18 protein-coding genes are annotated in these 26,041 nt (G+C 71.8%); 14 read left to right on the top strand and 4 right to left on the bottom strand.

The features are described from left to right. The 10 genes from ABZV38_RS24025 to ABZV38_RS23980 all read left to right on the top strand — a co-directional run bounded on the left by ABZV38_RS24025 (position 1) and on the right by ABZV38_RS23980 (position 14,125). Complete coding sequence (locus ABZV38_RS24025; protein WP_356330068.1) at positions 1–903, top strand: carbohydrate ABC transporter permease; 903 nt, start codon at positions 1–3, stop codon at positions 901–903. 3 nt (positions 904–906) lie between these two features. Next, positions 907–2,172: a 6-phospho-beta-glucosidase gene (locus tag ABZV38_RS24020; RefSeq protein ID WP_356330067.1), complete on the top strand. Its 1,266-nt coding sequence runs from the start codon at positions 907–909 to the stop codon at positions 2,170–2,172. Next, complete coding sequence (locus ABZV38_RS24015) at positions 2,163–3,146, top strand: BadF/BadG/BcrA/BcrD ATPase family protein (protein ID WP_356330065.1); 984 nt, start codon at positions 2,163–2,165, stop codon at positions 3,144–3,146. Before ABZV38_RS24020 ends, ABZV38_RS24015 begins: the two co-directional genes overlap by 10 nt. A gap of 370 nt (positions 3,147–3,516) precedes the next feature. Then, positions 3,517–4,848, top strand: a complete 1,332-nt coding sequence (locus ABZV38_RS24010; protein ID WP_356330130.1) for a hypothetical protein — start codon at positions 3,517–3,519, stop codon at positions 4,846–4,848. An 11-nt stretch (positions 4,849–4,859) separates the two neighbouring features. After that, complete coding sequence (locus ABZV38_RS24005) at positions 4,860–5,891, top strand: glutamate ABC transporter substrate-binding protein (protein WP_356330063.1); 1,032 nt, start codon at positions 4,860–4,862, stop codon at positions 5,889–5,891. 50 nt (positions 5,892–5,941) lie between these two features. Beyond that, the gene (locus ABZV38_RS24000) at positions 5,942–7,267 is read left to right on the top strand and encodes a hypothetical protein (RefSeq protein ID WP_356330060.1); all 1,326 of its coding nucleotides are present in this window, start codon (positions 5,942–5,944) and stop codon (positions 7,265–7,267) included. Positions 7,268–7,334: 67 nt separating this feature from the next. Further along, entirely contained in the window at positions 7,335–10,088 is a 2,754-nt protein-coding gene (locus ABZV38_RS23995) for a tetratricopeptide repeat protein (RefSeq protein WP_356330058.1), read from the top strand. Between the two features lie 2 nt (positions 10,089–10,090). Beyond that, the gene (locus ABZV38_RS23990; protein ID WP_356330056.1) at positions 10,091–11,506 is read left to right on the top strand and encodes a PP2C family serine/threonine-protein phosphatase; all 1,416 of its coding nucleotides are present in this window, start codon (positions 10,091–10,093) and stop codon (positions 11,504–11,506) included. 83 nt (positions 11,507–11,589) lie between these two features. After that, positions 11,590–12,951 (top strand): VWA domain-containing protein, encoded by a 1,362-nt coding sequence (locus ABZV38_RS23985; RefSeq protein WP_356330054.1) that lies wholly within the window; start codon positions 11,590–11,592, stop codon positions 12,949–12,951. Between the two features lie 97 nt (positions 12,952–13,048). Continuing rightward, entirely contained in the window at positions 13,049–14,125 is a 1,077-nt protein-coding gene (locus ABZV38_RS23980) for an FHA domain-containing protein (protein ID WP_356330052.1), read from the top strand. A 9-nt stretch (positions 14,126–14,134) separates the two neighbouring features. Here the strand turns inward: ABZV38_RS23980 and ABZV38_RS23975 are convergent, their stop codons facing one another. Next, entirely contained in the window at positions 14,135–15,127 is a 993-nt protein-coding gene (locus ABZV38_RS23975; protein ID WP_356330051.1) for a methyltransferase domain-containing protein, read from the bottom strand. A 109-nt stretch (positions 15,128–15,236) separates the two neighbouring features. On the opposite strand from ABZV38_RS23975, the gene ABZV38_RS23970 reads away from it, so the two are divergent. From ABZV38_RS23970 to ABZV38_RS23955, 4 genes are all read left to right on the top strand, one after another. After that, on the top strand, positions 15,237–15,641 hold the full coding sequence (locus tag ABZV38_RS23970) for a globin (RefSeq protein WP_356330049.1): 405 nt from the start codon (positions 15,237–15,239) through the stop codon (positions 15,639–15,641). A gap of 195 nt (positions 15,642–15,836) precedes the next feature. Next, positions 15,837–19,151, top strand: a complete 3,315-nt coding sequence (locus ABZV38_RS23965) for an ABC transporter permease (RefSeq protein ID WP_356330047.1) — start codon at positions 15,837–15,839, stop codon at positions 19,149–19,151. A gap of 1 nt (position 19,152) precedes the next feature. Then, positions 19,153–21,993, top strand: a complete 2,841-nt coding sequence (locus ABZV38_RS23960; protein WP_356330045.1) for an FtsX-like permease family protein — start codon at positions 19,153–19,155, stop codon at positions 21,991–21,993. After that, on the top strand, positions 21,990–22,952 hold the full coding sequence (locus ABZV38_RS23955) for an ABC transporter ATP-binding protein (RefSeq protein ID WP_356330043.1): 963 nt from the start codon (positions 21,990–21,992) through the stop codon (positions 22,950–22,952). The genes ABZV38_RS23960 and ABZV38_RS23955 overlap by 4 nt, the downstream gene beginning before the upstream one ends. A 37-nt stretch (positions 22,953–22,989) precedes the next feature. On the opposite strand, the gene ABZV38_RS23950 is transcribed toward ABZV38_RS23955, so the two are convergent. Genes ABZV38_RS23950 through ettA form a run of 3 tightly spaced genes read right to left on the bottom strand, consistent with a single transcriptional unit; the run spans position 22,990 to position 25,777 of the window. Next, positions 22,990–23,688 (bottom strand): hypothetical protein, encoded by a 699-nt coding sequence (locus ABZV38_RS23950; RefSeq protein WP_356330041.1) that lies wholly within the window; start codon positions 23,686–23,688, stop codon positions 22,990–22,992. Beyond that, positions 23,685–24,107 (bottom strand): thioesterase family protein, encoded by a 423-nt coding sequence (locus tag ABZV38_RS23945; RefSeq protein WP_356330039.1) that lies wholly within the window; start codon positions 24,105–24,107, stop codon positions 23,685–23,687. The genes ABZV38_RS23950 and ABZV38_RS23945 overlap by 4 nt, the downstream gene beginning before the upstream one ends. Positions 24,108–24,112: 5 nt before the next feature. After that, the gene (ettA, locus tag ABZV38_RS23940) at positions 24,113–25,777 is read right to left on the bottom strand and encodes an energy-dependent translational throttle protein EttA (RefSeq protein ID WP_356330037.1); all 1,665 of its coding nucleotides are present in this window, start codon (positions 25,775–25,777) and stop codon (positions 24,113–24,115) included. Between the last annotated feature and the right edge of the window lie 264 nt (positions 25,778–26,041).

Raw genomic sequence — 26,041 nt, 5'->3', positions numbered from 1 at the left:
GTGGCGCAGGCTCTCGACACCCTCAAGGCCGCCGACCCGCCGGCCGGACCGGTCACCCCGGCCGAGCGTGTCGCACGCCGCAAGGCGCTGCTGAACTGGATCGCCGTGCACGCGCTCGGCGTCGCGGCCGCGCTCTTCTTCGTGCTGCCGTTCGTCTTCCTGTTCCTCACCTCGCTGATGAGCGACCAGCAGGCACTGACCCGCGATCTGTGGCCGCACCCCTTCGAGTGGAGTAACTACCGCAGGGTGTTCGACACCCCGGGCTTCCTGACCTGGTGGAAGAACACCCTGCTGTACGCGGGGCTCGGCACCGTCCTCACGGTCGTGTCGTCGCTGCCCGTGGCGTACGCGCTCGCCAAGTTCCGCTTCCGCGGCCGGCAACTGTCGCTGATGCTCGTCATCTCGATGATGATGCTGCCGCCGCAGGTCGTCGTCATCCCGATGTATCTGTTCTGGGCGAAGCAGCTGGACATGTCCGGCACGCTCTGGCCGCTGATCATCCCGATGGCCTTCGGTGACGCGTTCTCCATCTTCCTGCTGCGGCAGTTCCTGCTGACCATCCCGAACGAGTACCTCGACGCGGCGAAGGTCGACGGCTGCGGCGAACTGCGCACCCTGCTGAAGGTCGTGGTACCGATGGCCAGGCCGGGCATCGCCGCCGTCGCGCTGTTCCAGTTCTTCTACGCCTGGAACGACTACTTCGGTCCGCAGATCTACGCCTCCGAGAACCCGGCCGCCTGGACGCTCAGTTACGGCCTGGAGTCCTTCAAGGGCGCACACCACACCGACTGGAACCTGACCATGGCCGCGACCGTACTGGTCATGGCCCCTGTGATCCTCGTCTTCTTCTTCGCCCAGAAGGCTTTTGTCGAGGGCGTCACACTGACCGGAGTAAAGGGCTGACCTATGAAGCTCGCAGTAGTTGGTGGCGGGTCCACCTACACACCTGAACTGATCGACGGCTTCGCCCGGCTGCGGGACACGCTGCCCGTCGAGGAGCTCGTGCTCCTCGACCCGGCGGCCGACCGGCTCGAACTCGTCGGCGGTCTCGCCCGGCGGATCTTCGCCAAACAGGGCCACCCGGGCCGGATCGTGACCACCTCGGACATCGACGCGGGCGTCGCCGACGCCGACGCGGTCCTGCTCCAGCTGCGCGTCGGCGGTCAGGCCGCCCGCAACCAGGACGAGACCTGGCCGCTGGAGTGCGGCTGCATCGGCCAGGAGACCACCGGGGCCGGCGGTCTCGCCAAGGCGCTGCGCACCGTCCCGGTCGTCCTCGACATCGCCGAGCGGGTCCGCCGTACCAACCCCGACGCCTGGATCATCGACTTCACCAACCCGGTCGGCATCGTGACCCGGGCGCTGCTCCAGGCCGGGCACAAGGCCGTCGGCCTGTGCAACGTGGCGATCGGATTCCAACGGAAGTTCGCCGCGCTGCTCGACGTCACCCCCGGCGAGGTGCACCTCGACCATGTCGGGCTCAACCACCTGACGTGGGAGCTCGGGGTCCGGCTCGGCGGTCCGGACGGCGAGAACGTGCTGCCGAAGCTGCTCGCCGAGCACGGCGACGCGATCGCCGACGATCTGCACATGCCCCGGGCGATCGTCGACCGGCTCGGCGTCGTCCCGTCGTACTACCTGCGGTACTTCTACGCGCACGACGAGGTCGTACGGGAGCTCGGCACCAAGCCGTCCCGGGCGGCCGAGGTCGCCGCGATGGAGAAGGAACTCCTCGCCATGTACGGCGACCCGGCGCTGGACGAGAAGCCCGCGCTGCTCGCCCGACGCGGCGGCGCGTTCTACTCGGAGGCGGCCGTGGACCTGGCCTCCTCGCTGCTGGGCTCGGGCGGATCCGCGGTGCAGGTGGTCAATACGTACAACCGGGGGACGCTGCCGTTCCTGCCGGACGACGCGGTGATCGAGGTGCAGGCCCGGGTCGACGCCGCGGGGGCCACACCGCTCGCGGTGCCCGGGCTGGACCCGCTGTACGCCGGTCTGATCGCCAACGTGACGGCGTACGAGGACCTCGCCCTGGAAGCGGCGCTGCGCGGTGGCCGGGACCGCGTGTTCAAGGCGCTGCTCGCCCACCCGCTGATCGGCCAGTTCGAGTACGCCGAGGCGCTCACCGACAAGCTGATCGCGCACAACCGGGAGCACCTGGCGTGGGCGTGAACGCTGCGGTGCTCGCCATCGACGCGGGGAACAGCAAGACCGATGTGGCACTGATCGGACCGGACGGAACGCTGCTGAGCACGTCCCGCGGGGGCGGCTTCCAGCCGCAGGCCGTCTCCGTCGGCGCGGCCGTGGACGTCCTCGGTGCGACGCTCGACGAGGCGCTGACGAAAGCGCGTGAGACCGGCGGCCCCGTCGACTCCGTCGGCCATGTGTCGGCCTGTCTCGCCAACGCCGATCTCCCGGTCGAGGAGCGGGAGTTGACCGAGGCGCTGCGGGCCCGCGGCTGGGGCGGCACGGTCGAGGTACGCAATGACACCTTCGCGATCCTGCGCGCGGGCGTCGACGAACCCCGGGGTGTGGCCGTGGTCTGCGGTGCGGGGATCAACTGTGTCGGCATGGTGCCGGACGGGCGGACCGCTCGCTTCCCCGCGATCGGCCGGATCTCCGGTGACTGGGGCGGCGGTTCGGGTCTCGCCGAGGAGGCCATGTGGTTCGCCGCGCGGGCCGAGGACGGGCGCGGTGAGCCGACGGAGCTGGCCCGCACGCTCCCCGCCCACTTCGGGCTCGACTCGATGTACGCGCTGATCGAGGCGGTGCATCTGGGGCGCATCGGGTTCGAGCGCCGGCACGAGTTGACGCCGGTGCTGTTCGCGACCGGTGCGGCCGGGGACCCGGTGGCCCGCGCTCTGGTGCACCGGCTCGCGGAGGAGGTCGTCGCGATGGCGTCGGTCGCACTGACCCGCCTCGGGCTGCTGGACGAGGAGGCACCGGTGGTGCTGGGCGGCAGCGTGCTGGCGGCCCGCCACCCGCAGCTGGACGACGCGGTCGCCGAACTCCTCGCGGTACGCGCCCCGAAGGCGGTGATCCGGGTGGTGGCGCAGCCGCCGGTGCTGGGCGCCGGGCTGCTGGGCCTGGATCGCACGGGGGCTGCGCCGGAGGTCCACAACAGGCTGCGCGCGCAGTACGGCTGACGCATCGGGCACGTGAACGGGCGTCCTGCGGCCATGTGCTGCGGGACGCCCCTTGCGTACGGGAACCGATCAGTTGTCCCGAACGTGTTCATGGATGGGGAGATCGGTCCGCTTCGGGGATTGCTCCGCCGATCGCCTTGATCGACGGCGCCGTCCTTGATCGAATGCATGGTGCATCCGTGGCCCGGTGCAGGATCCAGGTGTTCCTGGTGTGGATGTCAGTCCCTGCGGCCATACTTCTGGCCGGGTACCAGTCCCCCGATCGGCCGGGGGGCGGGCCACCGTCAGCGACCGAGGGGGAGGTCACGTGACATACCCGCCGAATGTGCGCACGGCGCCGGAACACGCACCGGCCCAGCCGTCTGCGCCCGTGCCCGCGTCCGTACCTGCGCCGCGTCGCAGCGCCTGGTCCGAGTCGACGGCGCGGCTGAAAGCTGCGGCGACGACCGAACCGGGCAGGCTCCAGATCATCGGAGCCGCGCTGGCGGTGCTCGTGATTGCGTTCGGGGCCGTGACAGCGTTCGAGATCTCCGCCCGGGCGGCCGCCGCCGACGACGTGGTGAGCCGCAGCCAGCCGCTGAGCGCCGAGGCGGCGAACATCTACCGTTCGCTCGCCGATGCCGACACGGCGGCGGCAAGCGGATTCCTCGCGGGGGCACAGGAGCCGCGCGATGTCCACGAGCGGTACGAGAAGGACATCAAGGAAGCGTCCAGGCTGCTGGTGAAGGCGGCGTCCACCACGGACGCGTCGTCGCCGTCGGGCCAGGAGATCACCAAGCTCAACCAGGAACTCCCCCAATACACCGGTCTGATCGAGCGGGCCCGCGCCAACAACCGGCAGGGGCTGCCTCTGGGCGGCGCCTATCTCCGGTACGCGAACCAGAAGATGTCCACCGAGCTGCTGCCGGCCGCCGAGCGGCTGTACACGGCGGAGACCGGCCGGCTCGACCAGGACTACGACTCCGCGAGAGCGTGGCCGTTCCTCTCGCTGGGTCTTGGTGTCGTGGCGCTGGGGGCGCTGTTCTGGGCGCAGCGGCGCAACTACCGGAGGACCAATCGGGTCTTCAACCACGGACTGCTCGCCGCGACCGCCGCATCGACGGTGCTGCTGCTGTGGCTGGGCGTGGGGCACACGGTCGCGCGGTCCGAACTGCAGGACGCCAATGTGCACGGGCAGCAGTCCCTCGATGTGCTCAACCACGCGCGGATCAACTCGCTGAAGGCACGCGCCAATGAGAACCTCACCCTCGTCGCCCGTGGCGCTGTGCTGACCGCGGACGGCAAGAACGACAAGTACGAGACCGACTACACCACGGGCATGAAGGCCCTCCGCGAAGAGCTGGGGACGGCCAGGAAGCTCGCCGACGACTCCCAGGGGAGCGGGCCGGTGGCGGATGCCATCAGCGGTGTCTCCGAGTGGCAGGGCCGCCACCGGACCGCCCGCACGACCGACGACAACGGCGACTACGAGGGCGCCCTGAAACAGATCATCGGGCCCAGGAACTCCACGGGGGAGTCCTTCAACCGGGTGGACGAGGCGCTGAAGACGGCGCTCGCCCATGAGCAGGGCGAGTTCACCCGGGCCGCCGAGGACGGGCGCGGGGCGCTGGGCGGGCTGCCGATCGGGGCGGCCGCTCTCGCCGCGCTGGCCGCGGTCGCCGCGATCGTCGGGGTCAACCGCAGACTGTCGGAGTACCGGTGAGAGGGGGAACGATGACCAGGACCAGTTCCACCCTGGGCAGGCTGCGCGGCTGGGGCGGGGTGACGGGGATGGCCGTGGCCTGTGCGGTGACGGCGTCGCTCACCCTGCTGCCGCTCTCGCACGGCGGCTCCGGCCCCTTCGGCGTCGGTGTCTCCGGGCCGGGTACGGCCACGGCGGTGCCGGCCAGCGCCGACGACTGCACGGACCCGGAGGCGAGCCTGCAGCCGTCGAGCGCCGGCGGGCCGAGCATCACGAAGATCAAGGAGCGCGGGAAGCTGATCGCCGGTGTCGACCAGAACAGCTTCCGCTGGGGGTACCGCAACCCGGAGACCGGCAAGCTCGAAGGGTTCGACATCGACCTGGTGCGGGCCATCGCACAGAACATTCTGGGCGACCCGGACAAGGTGATCTTCCGGGCCATCCCCACCAACCAGCGCATCGCCGCTCTGGAGAACGACAAGGTCGACGTCGTCGTCCGGACGATGACGATCAACTGCAGCCGGCTGGACCAGGTCTCGTTCTCCACGGCCTACTTCCAGGCCGGTCAGCAGGTCCTGGCGCCGAAGGACTCGCCGATCACGGGGTACGACAAGTCCCTGACCGGCAAGCGAGTCTGCACCGCCGAGGGCTCCACCGCGTACGAGGCGCTGGAGAAGCAGTCGTTCGGCGCGATGTTCAAGGACCGGCACGACGGCACCGAGGCGGACGAGGACCAGCTCACCGTCCCCAACCAGCTGGACTGCCTGGTCCGGCTGCAGATGGGCGAGGTCGACGCGGTGGTCACGGACAACGCGCTGGCGGCTGGCCAGGCCGCCCAGGACCCGGCCGTCGTCCTCAAGGGCGACAAGCCGTTCACCACCGAGTACTACGGCGTGGCCACGAAGCACGGCGCGAACGACCTGGTGGCCCGGGTCAATCAGGTGCTGGTCGACTACCGCAAGGGGGGCTCCGACAGCCCCTGGATGGTGTCGTACCGGAAGTGGCTGGCGAGCGGACTGCCCGGGATATCGGCGCCGCCGGCGCCGAAGTACCGGAGCAACTAGTCCCTGATCCCGCCGGGCCCGGCCCGGCGGGGAGAGCAGAGAGGTGATCGATGGGCGTCGCGGGCCCCTTTCCCGGCTATGCGGGGAAGCCCCCCGGCCCGGTCCTGGACCGGGACGAGGCGGACCGTGCGCTGGCCCGGCTCGGTGCGGAGCACGAGGCGATCGAGACCTCGCTCCTCGCCCTGCAGGACCATGCCGGCCGCCGGCTCCTGGAGGGCGCCGATCTGACCGGTGTGACCAAGGAGCACTGGGCCGCCACCGAGCAGTCGATCACGCTGCTGTGGGGGTATTTCGACGCCTACGCCGCAGCGATCGAGGAGGCCCGTGAGATCCGGGCCAGGCGGCGCTCCCCCAACCGTGACGACCTGTTGGCGCTGACCGAACTGCTGCGCGGCCAGAGCGTCACGGTGGCGTCCACCGCCACCCGGCCCGATCCGTCGATCACCGGCCCGGCCAAACTCTCCGAGCGGTTCTCGCTGGAGGAGCTGGTCGCCCGGATGAACGACCTGTACGCGCGCTCGCTGGACATGGTCGTCGCCTCCGACTCCGTCTGGTCCGCGCTGCCCGCCCGGATAGATCTGCTCGCCGCCGAGCTGCGCCGTACGCGTTCGCTGGCGCACTCCGTCGGCGTACGGCCCGGGGAGCATCCGGCGGGGGACGAACTGGAATCGATCACCCATGAGCTGACCACGCTGCGGGTGCAGGTGATCTCCGATCCGCTGGCGTTCTGGCTGCCTGGCCCCGGCAGCGCGGCGCCCGGCGGCGGCCATCCGGACACGGCGCGCTACGACCGGGCGGCCCGCGCCCTGGACGACGTACGCCGGGAGATCGAGGCGGTCCTCGCGGTCCGGCAGGACGCCGAGCAGCGCCTAGTCCATCTGCGCGACGTCCTCTCCCGCGCGGACCGCACGCTGGCCGAGGCCCGGTCGGCGCGCGGCGAGGTACTGGCGAAGATCGCCGCCTCAGAGGTGCCCGCGGTCAGTGGCCCGCCGACGGTGCTCCAGGAGCGGCTGGCCGCCGCGTCGGAGTACCGCAGGCACGCCCAGTGGAACCGGCTCTCACCGCTGCTGGAGTCCCTGGAGCGGGAGGCCGAGGACGAACTGCTGCGTGCCCGCGAGTCGCTGACGGCGGTCACCGCACCGCTGGCGGTCCGGGCGGAGCTGCGCGGCCGGCTGGACGCGTACAAGGCGAAGGTCGCCCGGCACGGCCTGGCGGAGGATCCGGTGCTGATCGAGCGGTATGACGCGGCGCGCCGCATGCTGTGGAGCGCGCCGTGCGATCTGCGGGTCGCCGCGCAGACGGTGCTGCGCTACCAGGAGGCGGTGGCGGAACTGCTGAACCCGCGCCGGCCGTTCGCACCGGAGGACCGGCGATGAGCAGGCGCACACATACAGGCAGGGTCAACGGGCCGCTGCGGCGGCGGGGCGAACAGGCGGACCGACCATGAGTACGCAGTGCCAGCGCCCCGCGTGCGAGGGCAATTACGAGGACATGGGCGGCGGTGAGCTGTACTGCGGCACCTGCGGTCTGGCTCCGGTCGTCTCGCCGAACGGGATGGTGAGCTCGCCGCCCACCGGCATCTCGGTCGGCGGCGCGAGCGGCAAGGCCGGCAACAGCAGTTCGGCGCGGAGCGGTTCGCGGGCGTCCTCCCGGGCCTCCTCGCGCTCCTCGTCCCGCTCGTCGACCTCGCGGCGTTCGGTGTCGGGGCGGCTGTCGCGCTCCCTGTCGGGCAGCGCCACGTCCCGCTCGGTGTCGGTGCGCTCCTCCGGTACGTCGACGGGGGCGTCCGGGCGCAACCGGCTGGGCGCGGGCCTGGTGCAGGTGCCGGACGTGCCGCGTCCCGACCCGCGCTCCGCGGTGATGGAGAACCCGGAGGTGCCGGAACGGAAGCGGTTCTGTTCGCGCTCCGACTGCGGAGCACCGGTGGGCCGGTCCCGCGGGGAACGGCCGGGCCGGACCGAGGGGTTCTGCACCAAGTGCGGCCACCCGTACTCCTTCGTACCGAAGCTGCACGGCGGCGACATCGTGCACGGCCAGTACGAGGTGGCGGGCTGTCTGGCGCACGGCGGGCTCGGCTGGGTCTATCTCGCGGTGGACCGCGCGGTCTCGGACCGCTGGGTGGTCCTCAAGGGTCTGCTGGACACCGGTGACCAGGACGCCATGGCGGCCGCGATCTCCGAGCGCCGCTTCCTCGCCGAGATCGAGCACTCCAACATCGTCCGGATCTACAACTTCGTCGAGCATCTCGACCAGCGGACCGGCTCGCTCGACGGCTACATCGTGATGGAGTACGTCGGCGGCAAGGCACTCAAGGAGATCGCGAACGACCGCCGCACGCCGTCCGGGAAGCGGGACCCGCTGCCGGTCGAGCAGGCCTGCGCCTACGGCATCGAGGCGCTGGAGGCGCTCGGCCATCTGCACAGCCGCAATCTGCTGTACTGCGACTTCAAGGTCGACAACGCGATCCAGACCGAGGACCAGCTCAAGCTGATCGACATGGGCGCGGTGCGCAGGATGGACGACGAGGAGTCGGCCATCTACGGCACGGTGGGCTATCAGGCGCCGGAGGTCGCGGAGGTCGGCCCGTCGGTCGCCTCCGATCTGTACACGGTCGCGCGGACGCTCGCGGTGCTCACCTTCGACTTCCAGGGGTACACGAACGTCTTCGTGGACTCGCTGCCGGACCCGGACAACATCGAGGTGTTCCGGACGTACGAGTCGTTCTACCGGCTGCTGGTGCGGGCCACGGACCCGGATCCGGCGAGACGGTTCGCCTCGGCGTCGGAGATGGCGGAGCAGCTGACGGGAGTGTTGCGGGAGGTCGTGGCGCTGCAGACAGGACGACCGCGGCCGGCGCTGTCGACGCTGTTCGGCACGGAACTGCGGGTCACGGACACGCAGTTGTTCGCCGAGCTGACGGACGATGTGTCGCGGCTCGGGGTACGTACGGAGCCGGCCGGACGGCACAGGGGGAGGGACAGGACCGCGGTTGCGGCGTTCGGCGGGGTTCCGGTTGCCCCGCCGGGGACGGTCGGGCACGTGGTGCCCGGTGCACCGCCGTTCGTTCCCGGGCAGTCGGCTCCGGGGGCCGCACCGCTGTCGGCGTCCGCCACGCATGTCCGGGGCGGCAACGGCGCCGCCGCCCCGTACGCGCAGACGCAGGCGGCCATTCCGGCGCCCCGGGTCGCACCCGCGCCGGTCGCCCCCCGCCCTCTGCCGGATGCATACGCTCCGGGCGCGCCCCGGCTGGCCGGGCTCGACGCGCGGGCCACCTCGCTCGCGCTGCCTGTCCCCCGGGTGGACGCGAACGACCCCAACGCGGGCTTCCTCGCCGGACTGATGGCGTCCGCACCCGTCGAACTGATTGCCGCACTGCAGACCGTGCCCGCCGCCTCGCTGGAGACCAGGCTGCGGGAACTGCGCGCCCGCCTGGAGATGAACGAACTGGGCGCCGCTGGAGAGACCCTGACGGGGCTGGAGGCGCAGCACCCGGACGACTGGCGGGTCGTCTGGTACCGAGGGATCGCCTCATTGGTGACGGGTGACAACGAGAACGCCGCGCTGTCGTTCGACGCGGTCTACGACGCGTTCCCCGGTGAGCCGGCTCCCAAGCTGGCGCTGGGCATCTGTGCGGAGGTCCTCGGCCAGCTGGACAACGCCGCCGAGTACTACCGCCTGGTGTGGACGACCGATCCGAGCTTCGTCAGCGCCGCGTTCGGCCTGGCCCGGGTGCAGACCGCGGCCGGGGACCGGGCCGGGGCCGTACGGACGCTGGAGTCCGTGCCCGAGGCGTCGATCCACTACACGGCCGCCCGGGTCGCCGCCGTGCGGGCCCGGCTGCGTGAGCGCGCCCCGCACGAGCCACTGATCGCCGATCTGACGGCTGCCGCCGACCAGGTGTCCGGGCTGCAGAGTTTCGGACTGGACGCGGTGCGCCGCGAGCAGCTGTCGACCGAGGTGCTGGGGACGGCGCTGGACTGGGTACTCTCCGGAAGCCCCACGGACCGGCCGGACTCCCCGCAGGCCCCTGCTCCTGCCGGACCGAGGATGCTGCTCGGCAGTGAGGTGGACGAACGCGGGCTGCGTTTCGGTCTTGAGCGTTCGTACCGGATGCTCGCCCGGCTTGCACAGCGTGGCGACGAGAGGATCGAACTGGTGGAGCGGGCCAACCGCTTCCGCCCCCGGACGTGGGTGTGAAGATGTCGCAGATGCACCAGGAGACCGCCTTGTCGAGGTGTCCCAACTGCGAGGAGCCGCTGGAATCGGGCGACCTGTTCTGCGGCGCGTGCGGGTACGACCTGTCGGTCGTGCCGGCACCGCCGGAGGACCGTCCGACGATCGCGATGGCCGCTCCTTGGGAGGGCGGTGCGCCGGGGGGAGCGGCGGCTTCCGGGCCGGGCGCACCCACCTCGGCGGCTTCGGGTTCGGTCGAGTGGCCGGCCGCCCCCGTGGCCGACCGGTCCGAGCCGCCCGCGCCGGGCGATGCCCCGGCCGGTGCCCCCGTACATGCTCCCGCAGGGGTCCGCTTCGACCGTCCGGACACCGCGGGCTCGCATCCGGGCTCCGGCTCCGGCTCCGGCTCCGGCTCGGCTGACTTCGAGCTGGCCGCGCCCGTCGCCCCCGACCCCCGTACCCCCGCGGGCGCCGCCGCCCCGGAGGCGGCCCTCACTCCGCCGGCCGGCACCAAGCTGTGCGTCGCCTGCCGCGCCGGTCATGTCGACCCCGACGGCTACTGCGAGAACTGTGGTCACGCCCAGCCCCGCGAGCGCGACCACATGGAGCAGGAACTCGGTTCGGTGGCCGCCGTCAGCGACCGGGGGCTGCGCCATCACCGCAACGAGGACTCGTTCGCCGTGTCGACCACCGCCCTGCCGGACGGCTCACCGGCCGTCGTCGCGATCGTCTGCGACGGCGTCTCCTCCGCGAGCCGCCCCGACGAGGCCTCGGCCGCCGCCGCCATCGCCGCCAACGAGTCGCTGCTGGAGTCGCTGCCGCGCGGCGCCCACCCGCAGCAGGCGATGCACGAGGCGATCGTCGCCGCCGCCGAGTCGGTCAACTCGCTGGCCCACGACGACGGCCGGGCCCCGGAGCACGATCCGCACCACCACCAGAACGCCCCGGCCTGCACCCTGGTCGGCGCGGTCATGGCGGGCGGCCTGCTGGTCGTCGGCTGGGTCGGCGACAGCCGCGTCTACTGGGTGCCGGACGACCGCACCACCCCGCCCGCACGGCTCACCGAGGACGACTCCTGGGCCGCGCAGATGGTGGCTGCGGGCCTGATGAACGAGGCCGAGGCGTACGCGGACGAGCGCGCCCACGCCATCACGGGCTGGCTCGGCGCCGATGCGTACGAACTGGAGCCGCACACCGCTTCGTTCAAACCGGACCGGCCGGGCCTGGTGGTGGTGTGCACGGACGGGTTGTGGAACTACGCGGAGTCGGCCGCCGACATGGCCGCCGCCGTTCCCCCGGACGCGCACGAACGACCGCTGCACGGTGCCCAGGTGCTGGTGGGTCACGCGCTCGACGGTGGGGGCCACGACAACGTAACAGTGGCTCTGCTGCCGTTCGCCGTACCGCCCCAAGGGGCAGGATCGGCCTACAGCACCGCTTGAGTCCTGTTGGGTCCCGTTCCGTCCGTCCGCTCGCCCAGTGCGACTTTTTGCCCGCTCTGCCACCTTCGCCAGGAGCCGATCAGATGGCCAACTTCTCCAAGTCCCACGTGCCGCAGTTCTCCGTCGAGGTGTATCAGAACGAATATCTGCCGGAGGGCGGCCGCGAGGTCAACGCGATCGTCACGGTCACGTCGACCGGCGGCGGCACCACCGGTGGCGTCCCGCTGACCGGTGCGACCGCCTCGCCCTCCCATATACCGGGGCGGGGGCCGAACGCCGCCGTGGTGATCATGGTGGACTGTTCCGGTTCGATGGACTATCCGCCGACGAAGATGCGCAACGCCCGCGACGCGACGGCCGCTGCCATCGACACCCTGCGCGACGGCACGTCGTTCGCCGTGGTCGGCGGTACGCACGTCGCCAAGGAGGTCTACCCGGGCAACGGCCGCCTCGCCCGCGCCGACGCACAGACCAGGGCCCAGGCGAAAGAGGCGCTGCGCCGGCTCAGCGCGGGCGGCGGTACGGCGATCGGCACCTGGCTGCGGCTGACCGACCGGCTGCTCGGCGCCGCCGATGTGGACATCCGGCACGGCATCCTCCTCACCGACGGCCGCAACGAGCACGAGTCGCCCCAGGACCTGCGGGACGCGCTCGACGCATGCGCGGGCCGCTTCACCTGTGACGCTCGCGGGGTCGGTACCGACTGGGAGGTGAAAGAGGTCACAGCCATCGCCTCCGCGCTGCTCGGCACCGCGGACATCGTCGCCGACCCGGCAGGGCTCGCCGCGGACTTCACGCAGATGATGGAGAACGCGATGGGCAAGGAGGTCGCGGACGTGGCGCTGCGGCTCTGGACGCCCGTCGGGGTCGAGATCAAGTTCGTGAAGCAGGTCGCGCCGACGGTCGCCGAGCTGACCGACCGCCGCACCGAGGCGGGCCCGCGCGCCGGGGACTACCCGACCGGGTCCTGGGGCGACGAGTCCCGCGACTACCACGTGTGTGTACAGGTGCCGGAGGCCGGAATCGGGCAGGAAATGCTCGCGGCCCGCGTCTCGTTGATCCTCCCCGACCCGTCGGGGGCGGCGGCTCCGCAGACGCTTTCGCAGGGGCTGGTACGGGCAGTGTGGACCGACGACATGGTGGCGTCCACCTCGATCAATCCGCAGGTGGCGCACTACACGGGACAGGCGGAACTGGCACAAGTCATCCAACAGGGACTCGATGCACGCAAGTCGGGAGACTTCGACGGCGCGACGGCGAAACTCGGCCGCGCTGTGCAGCTGGCATCGGCTTCCGGGAACGCGGACACTGCGAAACTGCTTTCGAAGGTGGTGGACGTCGTAGATGCGGCGACGGGTACTGTGCGACTGAAGGCGAAGGTCGCGGAGGCCGACGAGATGACCCTCGAGACGCGCTCCACCAAGACCGTTCGCGTGAAGAAATGACCTGATGGCCGACCGGCAGCCAGCCGGCTCGGCGACCCGGCGAAGCAACAGAGATGACGGCCCCCGGGGCCGGACGAGGAGAGGGGGAAGCGCCGACATGCCGACCTGCCCGAACGGACACCAGTCGGGTTCCGACGACTGGTGCGAGGTCTGCGGCCATCGCATGGCCGGTGCGGGTGCAGTCCCCCCGCCGCCTCCCCCGCCGCCCGCGCCCGGTTACGGCTATCCGCAGGGGCCCGGCCCCGATGCGACGCAACAGGCCGAGCTCTGCCCGCAGTGCCGTACCCCGCGTGAGGCGATGGCGCCGTTCTGCGAGGAGTGCCGGTGGAACTTCCTCACGAACACGGCGACCTCGTACACCCCGCTTGCCCCGCAGCCCGGGGGCCCCGGCGGACCGGTGCCCGGTCTGAACCTGCCGCCCGGCTTCCAGGCGCAGCAGGGCCCGCCGCCCCTGCCTCAGCAGCAGCGCGATCCGTTCGAATACCAGAGCTCACGGCCCTCGCAGGTGAACCGTCCGGCCGAGCCGCTGTCCGGTCCCGGCAGTCATCCGGGTCCTCCGGGACCGGGGCCGCAGCAGCCGCCGAATCCGTTCCAGCAGCAGGGCCCGCCGCCCCCGCCGTCCTTCCAGCAGCAGACCGCGCCGCCCCCGCCGCAGGTTCAGCAGCCGGGCGGTGACGACTGGATGCTGCCGCCGCCCTCGCAGCCGCAGGCTCCGCGGCCCCCGATGCAGCAGCAGCCGTTCCCGAGCCAGGTCCCGAACCAGGCGCCCGCGAGCTGGACGGCGGTCATAGCCCCGGACCGTGAGTACTTCCTGGCGATGATGCAGCGCAGCGGTCCCGAGGCGACCGGGCTCAACCTGCCCGCGTACTCCCCGGAACAACGTCTTACGCTGACCGGCAACCAGGTCACCATCGGCCGTCGTCGGCACAGCACCGGCGAGTCCCCCGATGTCGATCTGTCCGTGCCGCCGGAGGACCCGGGAGTGTCGCACCAGCACGCGGTGCTGGTGCAGCAGCCCGACGGCAGCTGGGCCGTGGTCGACCAGAACTCCACGAACGGCACCACGCTCAACGGCGCCGAGGACCCGATCCAGCCCTACGTCCCCGTTCCGCTCCAGGACGGTGACCAGGTACACGTCGGGGCGTGGACGACGATCACCATCCGGCGCGGCTGACCGGAACGCTCAGTCCGTGCGGTCGATGGGCAGGGGCCAGGCGTACGGCCCCTCCGGGTCGTCCAGCCAGGCCCACTGCCGTCCGTCCCGGACCGTGACGCCGAACCTCTCCCGCTCGGGGCCTCTCTCACGCTCCCAGAGGGAGAGGGCCTCGCGCGGGTCGAGAGTGGACTCGGTCAGCGCCAGCAGGAACCGGAACAGTTCGTTCTCGGCCACCCGCCTCGGCAGTCCTGCGGTGTGCAGGTGGCGTACCGGCGGCACCGCCCCGCGCAGCGGCACGAAGTAGGCGGGGGTGTGCAGGAACCGCCCCTCGGCACACCTCCCGTGCGGCGTCTCCCGCAACCACAGCATGATCAGACCGTTGGCGAACGGCGCCAGGATCCGCGCCCCTGGCCTGCACTGCGCCAGCCATGCCTGCGGTACGGACGGCAGGGTGCAGGTCACGATGATCCGGTCGTACGGGCCCCGCTCGGGGCACCCCCGCGCCCCGTCCCCGGTGATCACCGCCGGGTGGTGGCCAGCTGCCGCGAGATGCCTGCGGGCCGACTCCGTGATCTCCGGGTCGAGGTCGATGGTGGTCACCGCGTCGTCGCCGAGGCGGTGGGCGAGCAGCGCGGCGTTGTAGCCGGTGCCCGCGCCGATCTCCAGGACGGTCATGCCGTCCTCCATCTCCAGCTCCTCCAGCATCCGGGCCATCAGCGACGGCTGGCTGCTCGACGAGACGAGCTCGCCGTCCCGGATCCGGGTGGCCAGCGCCCCGTCCGCGTACGCCCCGTACAGCCACTGGGCCCGCCGGGCCGGGTCGGGATCCTCGCACCAGAGCCGTTCGGGCCCGCCGGTCCCGGTCACGAAGTAGTACGGCACGAACAGATGGCGCGGCACCTCCTCGAACGCGGCACGCCAGGCGGGGTCCTTCAGCGCACCGCCCGCGACTATCCCCCGCACCATCGCCCACCGGGCCTCGGCGCCGGCCTCCGCGAACTGATCCAGGTAGGGGCCCATACCTCCACTCTCCCGCTCCCAGCCCCCGGAAGCGACGAGGCACGATGGCCGTCCGGACCCGGGTCCTAGGACCCGGGTCCTCGGCCGGTGTGTCTGCGACCATGTACAGGTGACAGAGAATCCGCACGACACGCTTCAGGAGCTGTCCTTCTACGAGCAGGTCGGCGGCGAGGAGACCTTCCGGCGCCTGGTCCACCGCTTCTACCAGGGGGTTGCCGAGGACCCGCTGCTACGGCCGATGTATCCGGAGGAGGATCTGGGGCCGGCCGAGGAGCGGTTCACACTGTTCCTGATCCAGTACTGGGGTGGTCCCCGGACGTACGGCGAGCAGCGGGGTCACCCCCGGCTGCGGATGCGGCACGCCCCGTTCCGGGTGGACCGGGCCGCGCACGATGCCTGGCTGGCCCGGATGCGGGTGGCTCTCGACGAGCTCGGGCTGTCCCCGGAGCACGAGCGGCAGCTGTGGGACTACCTCACGTACGCCGCCGCCTCGATGGTGAACACCGAGGGCTGACGGCACAGCCCCCGTCCCCTTTCCCACAGCCCCTTCCCGCATACATGGACTGTACGGAATACGGTGCTCCATCACCGCATAACGGTCACGATCGTATCAAGGTGTACCTGTAAGCGGTTTCCAGCAGTGAGTGCTCTCTGAAATCATCCTGGGAGCGTCGGGGGGCGTGCGGGGTGACTGTGTCGAGGGGGTCAGGTGACGGGGTTCGTCTTTCTGCGGGTGAGGGCGCATCGGCTCCTTCTCGCCGCAGCCGTCCTGGCCGTCCTGCTCACCGCATCGGTGCTGGCGGCGCTCACCGCCTTCTCCGGCTCCATCGGCGACGCGGCCCTGCGCCACACGCTCACCCACCGCTCCGCCACGTCCGCCTCGCTCGCCATCTCCGCGCAGGTGGAGCGCAAGGAGAGGGAGGCGGCCGACGCGTCCGCGCGCAAGGCCGCCCGTGAGACATTCGACGGCCTGCCGGTGACCGTACGGACGCTGGAGGCCTCGGGGCCGTACGCGCTGCCGCGGAGCCTGCAGGCTCCGGCGGCCCGTCGCGGCGATCCCGATCTCACCCGGTTCGCCTCGCTCGACCGCAGCCGCGTCCGTCTCACCGCGGGCCGCATGCCCGGCGCCGGGAGCGGGAAGAGCGGCGCCCCCGTCGAGGTGGCCCTGCCCTCCGTCGCCGCCGATGTCCTGAAGCTGAAGCCCGGCGCGCGACTCACGCTCACCGACCGGCTCGCCGGCGGCGCCAGGCTGCCGGTCCTGATCACCGGTCTCTACGAGGCGGCCGACCAGGCCGACCCGTACTGGCAGTTGGACGAGCTCGGCGGGCGCGGCATCCGCAAGGTCGTCTTCACCACGTACGGTCCGCTGCTCACCGATCCCGCCGTGCTCGGCTCCGGGCGGATCAGCCCCGGCGAGATGTCGTGGCTGGCCGCCGCCGACTTCCGTACCGTCACCACGGATCGCATCGACGCCCTGCACACCGCAGCGACCAGAGGTCCGAAGGCGCTCCTCGCCGCCCCGGAGTTCAAGGACGGGGCCACCGCGCAGACCTCGCTGCCCACGGTCCTCGACCAGATCGACCGGGCGCTGCTGGTCTCCCGTTCGACCCTGATGATCGTCGCCGTGCAGCTGGTGCTGCTCGCCGGTTACGCGCTGCTGCTCGTGGCCCGGCTGCTGAGCACGGAGCGCGGCGGGGAGACGGAACTGCTGCGGGCCCGCGGCGGTTCGCGCGGCCGGATCACCTCGCTCGCCGCGATCGAGGCGCTGCTGCTGGCGCTGCCCGCCGCCGTCATCGCCCCCCTGCTGGCCGGGCCGCTGACCCGGCTGCTGGCTGACCGCAGTGAGCTGACCCGGATCGGGCTGCGGCTCGACGCGGGCGCGACCGGCACCGTGTGGCTGGTGGCCGCCGCCGTCGCACTGGCCTGTGCGCTGGCCGTTGTCGCGCCCGCGCTGGCTGCCAGCGCGGGGATGCGCAGCCGCAGCCGGGCCGCCGCACTGCCCGGGCCGGTGCGCGCGGGCGCCGACATCGGGCTGCTGCTGATCGCGGCGGTGGCGTACTGGCAGCTCGACCGGCAGACCGGCAACGGTGCGCTCAGCGGTGACCGGGAGGGCGATCTCGGCATCGACCCACTGCTCGTCGCCGCACCCGCGCTCCTGCTGCTCGCGGGCACCGTACTGACGCTCCGGCTGCTGCCGCCGGCGGCCAGGCTGGCGGAACGCCGTGCGGCGGGCGGCCGGGGACTGTCCACCGCGCTGGCCGGCTGGCAGTTCAGCCGTCGTCCGCTGCGCGGCGCCGGACCGGTGCTGCTGCTGGTCCTGGCTGCCGCGATGGGGATGCTGTCGATCGGACAGAGCGCGTCCTGGAACCGTTCGCAGGGCGACCAGGCCGACTTCAGAACCGGCGCGTCGGTGCGCATGGTGGGCGGAAACAACAGCGATCCGACGAAGGCCGGGGCGTACGCACAGCTGCCGGGGGTACGGGCAGCGGCGCCCGCATTCCGTACCACGGTGGATCTGTCCGGCGACCGCACGGCCGACGTGGTCGCCCTGGACACCGCGCACGCCGACGAGCGGATGCTGATGCGCGACGATCTCGCCGGCGAGCCGGTGGACCGGCTGCTCGGCGCGCTCGGACCGCCGAAGGCCGCGCGGACCGGGCTGCTGCTGCCGAAGGGCAGCAGGGAGATCCGGTTCGACCTGCGGATCACCGTGGCCGCCGCGCCGCACCGGACGTCGCCGTCCGGCATGGCCCCGCTGGTCACCGTGGAGTTGGAGGACCGTTACGGCATTCAGTACCAGGTGCTCGTCGGACCCGTACCGGCCGACGGCCGGGCGCACCCTCTGTCACTCGCGGTGGCGGCCGCCGGTGAGCTGGCCGTGACCGGGTTCGAGCTGGACAGCAGGCAGCCCGTCGGCCGCGCCGAGACGCACCGGGTCGCCGTGAGCCGGCTGCGGACCGTGACCGCGGACGGCGGCGAGCAGCCGGTCCCCGTCCCGGCCGGGTTCGGCTGGCAGGGTGCTCTGACGACCAGTCTGCTCAACGAGACGCGGCCGGGCGCCCTCGTCCACACGGCCGCGTCGGACCGGGACCCGCTGACGCTCGGATACGACACCGGGTCCGTTCCGGTCGGGGAAGCGGACTACAACGTGCCGACCCTCAACGTGCGGATCGCTGCGGCCCGCGCCGAGGCCCCGCCGCTCCGCGGGGTCGCCACCGACGCCTATCTGAAGGCGTCCGGGGCGAAAGTGGGGCAGGACGTCGATGTCACGCTGGCCGGCGAAACGGTCCGGGTGAAGATCGTGCGGACGGTCCGTCAGGTGCCCACCACCGGGCCGGGCGGCGCCGCCACCGCCATTGCCGCCGGGGCGTCGCGGCTCCGGGACGGCGGTGCGCTGCTGCTCGACCTCAGAGCCCTCGGCCAGGTCTTCGCGGACCGTCCGAACGCGGTCCTCACCGCCACCGAATGGTGGCTGAGCACCGACCCCGGCCAGGCCGGGAAGGTCGCCGCCGCGCTCCGTGCGCAGCCCGACACCGACCCGGCGCAGGTCCTGGTCCGCGACGAGGTGGCCCGGGATCTGCTGGGCGACCCGCTGGGCGCCGGACCGCAGTCCGCGCTGCTCGCCGTGGCGGTCGTCGCCGCCGCGCTGGCAGCGGTCGGCTTCGCGGTGAGCGCCGTCGGATCGCAGCGCGAACGGTCCGCCGAATTCGCCGTGCTGCGGGCGCTGGGGGCGCCGCGCCGCGGGCCGGCCCGGATGATCGCCACCGAGCAGGGCGTGCTGATCGCCATCGCGCTCCTGGTCGGATTCGCGCTCGGGGCCGTACTGACCAGGGCCGTCGTGCCACTCATCGTGCTGACCGGGCAGGCCGCCCAGCCGGTGCCGCCCGTGCTGGTGCAGCTGCCGGCCGGGCAGGTCACCGCGCTGCTGGCGGGCGTCGCCGCGCTGCCGCTGCTGATCGTGGCGACGATCGCCCTGCGCCGCACCGACCCGGTGATTTCGCTGCGCCACCAGGGGGACAACTGACATGAGCCCACGTTCCGACAGCGGTCGTTCCGCAGCCGTCGCCCGGGCCGCAGCCCTTGCCCCGTGGGTCCGTACCCGGCTGCGTACCGCGCCCGGGGCCGCCTGCGCGCTCGGGTTGCTGGTACTGGTCACGGCATTCCTCGCCGCCGCGTTCCCACGGGCCGTCGACACGTACGAGAGCAAGGGGCTGCGCCACGACCTGGTCGTCGAGGACCCCAGGCGCAGCGTCCTGGAGCTGACCGCTCCGCCGCCGGCCCTCGGGGTCGAGGCGGAGCGCGCGGCCGCAGTGCGCGAGGCGGCGCTGGGGGCGGTCCACCGCAAGGTGCTGGCCGGACTGCCCGAACCGGTGCGCGCCGACGCCTTCCAGTCCTCGTATGGCATCCGCACGACGGAGCCGATCGCCGCCGGGGAGAAATGGCTGGCCCGGCCCTATGGCCTCGACCCCAAGCTGACGTACGCGACCCCGTCGGCCCTCCCGGCCCACGCCACGCTGCGCGACGGCGCCTGGCCCGCCGTCCACGGCGCGGTCACCACTGCCACGAAGGACGTCGAGGCCGCGGTCACCGAAGAAACCGCCAAGACCCTCGGGCTCAAGGTGGGCTCGACGATCGCAGTGCCGACCCGGGGCAGCGAGCCGCTGACCGTACGGATCACCGGCATCGTCGCCCCGAAGCTTCCGGATACCGCCTACTGGGCGTTCGAGCGCCTGCTGCGCACCCCGTCACTGGTCCCGCAGGACGTCATGCAGCGCCCTCCCCGCTACTACTGGATAGCGGCCCTGCTGCTGCCGCCGGACGCGGCGCCCGCACTGCTCGCCACGACCGGTGCGCCCGAGCCGTACTGGCGGATCGCGCCGGACCCCTCCCGGCTCACCGTGCTCGAGGTGGACCGGCTGCGTTCCCGGGTGGCATCTCTGGAGAGCGGCCCCGAGCTGCTGAAGCTGCGTGCGCTGGCGGGTCCGACGGCGACGCTGACTACCGACCTGGACGTGGTCCTCGCCCGGTACGACGCGCTGCGTTCGGCGATCAGTCCGGTCGTCACGGTCGCCGCCGTCGGGATCGGTGCCGTCGCCGCCGTAGTCCTGCTGATGACGGGCGGTCTGCTCGCCGCACGCCGCCGCAGCGAACTGGCCCTGCTGCGCTCGCGCGGCGGATCGTTGCGCGGCATCGGCGGGCGGCTGCTCGCCGAGACCGCGGTGACGACGGTGCCCGCGGCGGCGCTCGGTCTGCTGCTGGCCGTTGCCGCCATCGGCCGGGCCCGGCTGTGGCCCGCGGTCGTCGGGGCCGCAGCCGTCGCCGTACTGGTCTGTGTTGCTCTGCCGCTGGGTACGACGCTCCTTCACCGCAGACCACAGCTGCACGGCGGCCGCGACGACATGATGACCGCCCGCCCGTCCCGACGGCGCACGGTTGCCGAACTCACCGTGCTGGTGCTGGCCGTCGGTGCGGTCGCCGCGCTGCGCCGCCGCGGTACCGCCGCAGGCGGCAGTACGGACTTCCTGGTCAGCGCCGCTCCGGTACTGGTCGGGCTGATCGCGGCTCTGGTCCTCGCCCGCCTGTACCCGCTGCCGCTGCGGCTCGCCTCCCGCACCGTCGCACGGCTGCGCGGCGCGGTCGGTTTCCTCGCACTGGCCCGTGCCGGGCGCGCGTCGGTGAGCGGCGCACCGGCCCTGCTGGCGCTGCTGGTCGCGCTGACGACGGCGGCGTTCGGCGGCTCGGTGCTGGCGGGGGTCGCGGACGCCCGGGACGGCGCGGCGGTGCGCGCCACCGGTGCGGACGCCCGGATCAGTGGCGGGGGCGAAGCGATGCCGCTGCCGAACCGGCTGGTGCCGGACCGGCTGGTCCGGGACGTACGGGAGGCGGGCGGCGTACGGGATGTGGCGCCGGTCCAGATCGAGTACGTCGTACCTCTGCCGTCCGACGACGGCGTCGAGGACACGAAGAGTGCCACGCTGGTCGGTGTCGATCCGGGGACGTACGCGAAGCTGGCGCGCGCGACCGGTCTCGGACCGTTCCCCACGGACCTGTTGAAGGCCGACGGTGCAACGCCCAAGAAGGGCACGCGACCGTCGCAGGACCGGGTGCTGCCCGTCCTCGCCTCACCGGCCGTGGCCGAGCGTCTCGGCAAACGGCCGCACGACCTCCACGCGCAGGCCGGGGACTTCACGATGCGGGTCGTCGGAACGGTGCCGAGTACACCGGCCGTCGACAACGCCGACTTCCTGATCGTCGACGCCGCGGCCCTCACCCGCCGGCAGACCACCACCCTGCTGGTCACCGGCGGCTCCCTCGACGCGAAGGCGCTGCGCGCGGCCGCGCACCGGGCGGGCTCGACGTTCTCCGTGCAGCTGCGGTCCGAGGAGCGCGCGGCGTTCGTCGACACCCCCATGCAATCGGGCGCGGAGCGGATCTACGCGACGGCGATCGCGGCCGGCGCGGGCTACGCGCTGCTCGCCGTACTGCTGTCGCTGCTGCAGACCGCACCGGAACGCACCGCGCTGCTGGCCCGGCTGCGGACCATGGGCCTCACGCTCCGGCAGGGCCGACGGCTCCTCGGCCTCGAGGCGATGCCGCAGGCTCTGCTGGCCGCCGTCGGCGGGCTGCTCGTCGGCTGGGCGACGATCGCCCTGCTGGCACCCGGCGTCGACCTGGTACAGCTGGCGCTGTCCAGCGCACCGGGCTCCGACGCATTCGACACCGCTCCGCTGCGGGCCGACCCGTGGTCGCTGGCGCTGCCGGCGCTCGGCGTGGTCGCCCTCGCCGCCGCCGTGGCAGCCGTACAGGCCTGGTGGGCCGGGCGCCGTGGATCGATCACCGAACTCAGGGCAGGAGACACCCCATGACGTCGTCGACGACCGAGACCACGCTGGCGGAGCTCGAACAGCGGGCCGCCGCACGCCGCGACCGGCCCTCGTACGGGCACGACGCGCTGATCGCCTGCGATCGGCTGGTCCGCATCTTCAGCCTGGACGGGGTGGAGGTGCAGGCCCTCCAGGGCCTCGATCTGCTGGTCACCAAGGGCGAGTTGATGGCGCTCGTCGGGGCGTCCGGCAGCGGCAAGTCGACCCTGATGAACATTCTGGCGGGCCTCGACGTGCCGACGGCCGGGTCGGCGAAGGTCGGGGGCTGCGATCTGCTCTCGATGGGCCCGAAGGAACGGCTCCGCTACCGCCGGGACGTCGTCGGGTTCGTCTGGCAGCAGACCGCCCGCAATCTGCTCCCCTACCTCACCGCCGTCCAGAACGTCACGCTGCCCATGCAGCTGCGCGGCCGCGGCCGGAGCCGCGAACGGGCCGCGCGCGCCGAGTCGCTGCTGCAGATGCTGGAGGTCGCGGACTGCCGCGACCGGAGGCCCGCGCAGATGTCCGGCGGCCAGCAGCAGCGGGTGGCGATCGCGGTGGCGCTCGCCAACAACCCCTCGGTGCTGCTCGCCGACGAACCGACCGGCGAGCTGGACTCGGCGACGGGCGAGCGGATTTTCGCCGCGTTCCGCCGGGCCAACGAGGAGCTGGGAACGACGATCGTGATCGTCACCCACGACCAGGCGGTGGCGGGCGAGGTCCGCCGTACGGTCGCCATCCGCGACGGCCGTACGTCGTCCGAGGTGCTGCGCCGTACGGAGGTGGACGCGGCGACGGGCCAGGAGTCCCAGGTGGCCCGCGAGTACGCGATGCTCGACCGCGCGGGGCGACTGCAACTGCCCGCCGATTACACGGAGACGCTCGGGATGGAGCACCGCGTGATGCTGGAGCTGGAGCAGGACCACATCGGGGTGTGGCCGGACGACCAGCAGCGCGGGTAGCGGGCATCTCTCCCGCAGGTCCGTTCCGGCCGCGGCGTCAGCGGGCGCCGACGGTCACCCCGAGATCGCCGAGGCCGCCGCCCGCACCGCGCAGGGCGATCGAGCCGAACGGGGTACGCAGCCGCAGCCAGGGGCCCGAGGCGAGCAGGGCAACGGGATAGTCCGGGGCCGGGCGGAGGAAGCCCAGGGACTGGGCGGCGTGGACGGCGCGCAGCGGGAGTTCCGTGTCGCCGACCGTGTGCGACCAGATCTCGCGGCCGATCAGGTCCCGTTCCGCTCTGGTGCGGCGGTCCGCGGGCAGCGCCTCGTCGCGGGAGCGGAACTCCGCCACCGCGGCGTTCAGCTCGGCGCGCAGGGAGACGGGGCCGGGCAGTCCAGGCTGTTCGTGCCAGCCGCCGCGTGGCGGGAGGACCCCCGTCCACGGCGGCCCGGTGACGGGCGCGGGCAGGGCGCCCACGCGGTACGCCTCGTGGCTTCCGCCCTCGATGTCGAGCGATTCGAGGAGCTCACCGGCGGACACGGTGACGTCGAGGTCATGCGTGCCGCGCAGCCGCGCCGTCCGGATCGCGAGGACCTCGAACGACGGCGGCCTGCCGAACACGGCCAGCGCGCCGCCGCCCGCCTGCAGCCGTACGGCGGCCGCCCGGTCGTAATGGAGCAGCCGGCCGAGGAAGGCGGCAAGATCCGCCGCCTCCCTCATGTCGGCGAACTCCAGCGACTGCACGGGAACCGTCATGCGGCGGCGGGCTCCTCCGCCAGGAACTCCTGGAGGAAGAGCTTCTCCTCCGCGGAGATCCGCCGCGGCCGCTCCTCGGCCAGGTTGTACGGCACGACGACGGTCGAGGCCCGTACGTACACCTGGTCCGGGTCCTTGATCTCGTAGGAGATCGTCAGCGACGCGGCACCGATCTTCGTGACCCACGACTCGACGGTCACCGGCGCGTGCCGGTGGACCAGCGGGCGCACGTAGTCGATCTCGTGCCGGGCCACGACGGACCCGCCCGCGAAGGACGGCGAGCCGTCCCCCGGCGCCAGCCGGAACATGAAGTCGATGCGCGCTTCCTCCAGGTAGCGGAGGAAGACCACGTTGTTCACGTGGCCGAAGGCATCCATGTCCGACCAGCGCAGCGGGCAGCTGTAGATATGACGAGCCAAGACGATCAGCCTCGCGTGAGCTTCTTGTACGTGGCGCGGTGCGGACGCGCCGCGTCCGCACCGAGACGCTCGACCTTGTTCTTCTCGTACGACTCGAAGTTGCCCTCGAACCAGTACCACTTGGACTCGCCCTCGTACGCCAGGATGTGCGTGGCGACACGGTCCAGGAACCAACGGTCGTGGGAGATGACCACTGCGGCGCCCGGGAACTCCAGGAGTGCGTTCTCCAGCGAGGACAGGGTCTCGACGTCGAGGTCGTTGGTGGGCTCGTCGAGGAGCAGCAGGTTGCCGCCCTCCTTGAGCGTCAGCGCCAGGTTGAGGCGGTTGCGCTCACCACCGGACAGGACACCGGCCGGCTTCTGCTGGTCCGGACCCTTGAAGCCGAACGCGGAGACGTACGCCCGCGACGGCATCTCGACCTGACCGACGTTGATGTAGTCGAGCTCGTCCGACACGACCGCCCAGAGGGTCTTCTTGGGGTCGATGTTGGCGCGGCTCTGGTCGACGTAGGAGATCTTGACGGTCTCGCCGACCTTGATGGCGCCGGAGTCCGGCGTCTCCAGGCCCTGGATCATCTTGAACAGCGTGGTCTTGCCCGCGCCGTTCGGACCGATGACGCCGACGATGCCGTTGCGCGGCAGCGTGAACGACAGGTCGTCGATGAGGACCTTGTCGCCGAAGGCCTTCGAGAGGTTGTTGACCTCGACGACGATGGAACCGAGCCGCGGGCCCGGCGGAATCTGGATCTCCTCGAAGTCCAGCTTCCGCATCTTGTCCGCCTCGGCCGCCATCTCCTCGTACCGGGCGAGACGTGCCTTGGACTTGGTCTGCCGGCCCTTGGCGTTGGAGCGGACCCACTCCAGCTCTTCCTTGAGCCGCTTGGCGCGCTTCTCGTCCTTGCGGCCTTCGACCTTGAGGCGAGTGGACTTCTTGTCGAGGTACGTGGAGTAGTTGCCCTCGTACGGGAGCGCGCGGCCGCGGTCCAGCTCGAGGATCCACTCGGCGACGTTGTTCAGGAAGTACCGGTCGTGCGTGACGGCGACGACGGCGCCCGCGTACTTCGAGAGGTGCTGCTCCAGCCAGTTCACCGACTCGGCGTCGAGGTGGTTGGTGGGCTCGTCGAGGAGGAGCAGGTCCGGGGCCTCGATCAGCAGCTTGCAGAGCGCGACGCGGCGCTTCTCGCCACCGGAGAGGTTGACGACCGGCCAGTCGCCGGGCGGGCAGCCCAGGGCGTCCATGGCCTGCTCCAGCTGGGCGTCCAGGTCCCACGCGTTGGCGTGGTCCAGGTCCTCCTGGAGCTTGCCCATCTCCTCCATCAGCGCGTCCGAGTAGTCCGTCGCCATGAGCTCGGCGACCTCGTTGAAGCGCGTGAGCTTGCCCATGATCTCGGCGGCGCCGTCCTGGACGTTCTCCAGCACGGTCTTCGACTCGTCGAGCAGCGGCTCCTGCATGAGGATGCCGACGCTGAACCCGGGCGACAGGAACGCGTCACCGTTGGACGGCTGCTCCAGGCCCGCCATGATCTTCAGCACCGTGGACTTACCGGCACCGTTGGGGCCAACGACACCGATCTTCGCGCCGGGCAGGAAGTTCAGGGTGACGTCATCGAGGATCACCTTGTCGCCGTGCGCCTTGCGCGTCTTGCGCATGGTGTAGATGAACTCAGCCAAGAGAAACCGTCCGGCAGCAATAGAGGTGTGGGCAGATACACCCCATCTTGCCTGACGTCCACCCCAGGACGGAAACGGGTACCTCGGAGCCCCCTGATCAGGGCGGCACGGACGATCAAGCCCGGAAGGGCGGTCACTGTCGGTCGTCACCGGTCGACGTTGCCCCCTTAGAGCCTGTCGGGTGGCCGGTTGATTACGCCGCGATGAGGTCCTCGACGGTCTTGGCTCGGGCGGTCTTGCGGTGGGATTCATGGCTCCACCGCG

Source organism: Streptomyces sp. NPDC005181 (genome assembly GCF_040608395.1).
Classification (GTDB): Bacteria; Actinomycetota; Actinomycetes; order Streptomycetales; family Streptomycetaceae; genus Streptomyces.
This window is presented reverse-complemented; position numbering and strand designations above follow the sequence as displayed.